Raw genomic sequence first — 1,998 nt, 5'->3', positions numbered from 1 at the left:
GGGGGGGGGTGGTACCTTTATCGGACAAGTCGGACAAGTCGGACAGGTCAGACGAGTCAGACAGGTCGGACAACCAATAGATAAAGAGAATGCCACTCCGTGCACAGCCTCCTAAAAAGCACCCGCGAGGGTGCTTCCCAATCCTGTCTGATCTGTCCGACTTGTCTGACTCGTCCGACTTGTCCGAAAAAACACTTCCAATTACTGTGGTAACAGAGCAATTTCTGAGGCTTCATTTACCACATATAAATCGTTGGGCTAGTAGGCCAAAAGTTTCTCTTCCAATCTCATGTTTTAGAGGTTAATTGTCCAAGAGATAAGAAAGGAAAAGTTTAGTTGCAACTAAGCAAATGACGAGATGCAACTAAGCGATTGCTTAGTTGCAACTCAATTTTCGTCATGTTGGCACCACTGATTATCAATGGGTTACGAAGGCCATAATAACACCACTTGACACCCTCACTTTCGGAGCATCGGACACCACAATATGTATGGGATAGGTAGGCGATTTTTGTATATCAAGAGATATCCTTACCTTTGTAACCACCGTTACAGTAACCGCCATAACATAAGCGAGCGATGAGATTTTATGACAGAAATAGTGAGTTAGAAGAGCTGCGGAGAATTTCTAAGCTCTCATTTGAAGACCACTCAAGGATGACTGTAGTGACTGGTCGTCGTAGGATTGGTAAAACTAGCTTGATCCTTAAGGCAACCACTGGGGAGATTCCAGCTGTTTATCTTTTTGTGGGCCGCAAAAATGAAGCTCTGCTCTGCACTGAATACCAATCTATTATCAGCGAGCAGCTAGCTATCTTCGTCCCTAGTGAGATCACCTCCTTTCGCTCCCTATTTCAATACCTGCTGGAGGTGGCCGAAACCAAGCCATTTCACTTGATCATCGATGAGTTTCAGGAGTTTTACAATGTGAACCCTGCACTTTTTAGCGATATGCAGTATCTGTGGGACCTATACCGAAAAAGGAGCAAGATGAATCTCATCATTTCGGGGTCGGTTTATTCTTTGATGCAGAAGATATTTCACGACAAAGAGGAACCACTATTTGGTCGAGCCGATAATGTAATTAAGCTTTCGGCCTTTGACACCCCTACACTCAAGGAGATTATGGGCGACCACCGTACAAACTACAGTAACGACGACCTACTTGCACTTTTCACCTTCTCTGGCGGCATCCCGAAGTATGTGGAGCTACTTTGCGATAATACAGACTTATCGATTGAGGGGATGATTGCTTACATGGTGAGAGAGAATTCGCCTTTTATAGAGGAGGGGAAGTACCTCCTGATTGAGGAGTTTGGCAAGGACTATGGTACTTACTTCTCCATTTTAAGCGCCATCTCTGGGGGCATCAATACCCAATCACAGATAGAAGCATCATTAGGGAATAAGAACGTCGGCGGGCACCTGAAGCGACTGATAGAGGTGTATCAAGTCATTGAGCGAAAGCGACCAATCCTTTCCAAGGTGGGTGCTCAGGCGGTTCGATACGATATTCAAGATAACTTCCTGAGGTTTTGGTTCAATTACTTTGATAGGCACCGATCTCTAATAGAGATTAACAACTTTCCAGCGCTCCAACAAATTATCCTCCAGGACTACCCCACCTACTCGGGGCTAGTACTTGAGAGGTATTTTGCAAAGCAACTGGCCGAATCGCATCAATACAAAGCCATCGGCTCGTGGTGGGACGCCAAAGATGCTCAAAATGAAATCGATATTGTCGCTTTGAAGTTAGAAAAGAGAAAGGCATTGGTGGCGGAGGTGAAAAGGCAGCGGAAAAATTTCAAGCCTGAGCTTCTGGAAAAGAAAGTTGCACACCTAATAAATAAGGTGCTCCCGAAGTATGATGTGGGAACCACTTGCCTTACTTTGGAGGATATGTAGCGTAATTGCGAGGCGTTATACAGTTCAGTCCTTATTCCCTCTCACGGAAAAGCAGCCACACAAAAAAGCACCCGCCAGGGTGCCACTCAGCTA

General features: G+C 45.3%; 1 protein-coding gene. It reads left to right on the top strand.

The genetic code is table 11. The features are described 5' to 3' along the window. Positions 1–579: 579 nt before the first annotated feature. Positions 580–1,905: an ATP-binding protein gene (locus tag QVO39_RS03670; protein WP_021903057.1), complete on the top strand. Its 1,326-nt coding sequence runs from the start codon at positions 580–582 to the stop codon at positions 1,903–1,905. Positions 1,906–1,998: the final 93 nt, after the last annotated feature.

The organism is Porphyromonas sp. CAG:1061 (assembly GCF_000435035.1).
In the GTDB taxonomy this organism is placed as follows: Bacteria; Bacteroidota; Bacteroidia; order Bacteroidales; family Porphyromonadaceae; genus Porphyromonas_A; species Porphyromonas_A somerae.
The sequence above is the reverse complement of the archived record's forward strand: the minus strand, read 5'-3'. Positions and strand labels throughout refer to the sequence as shown.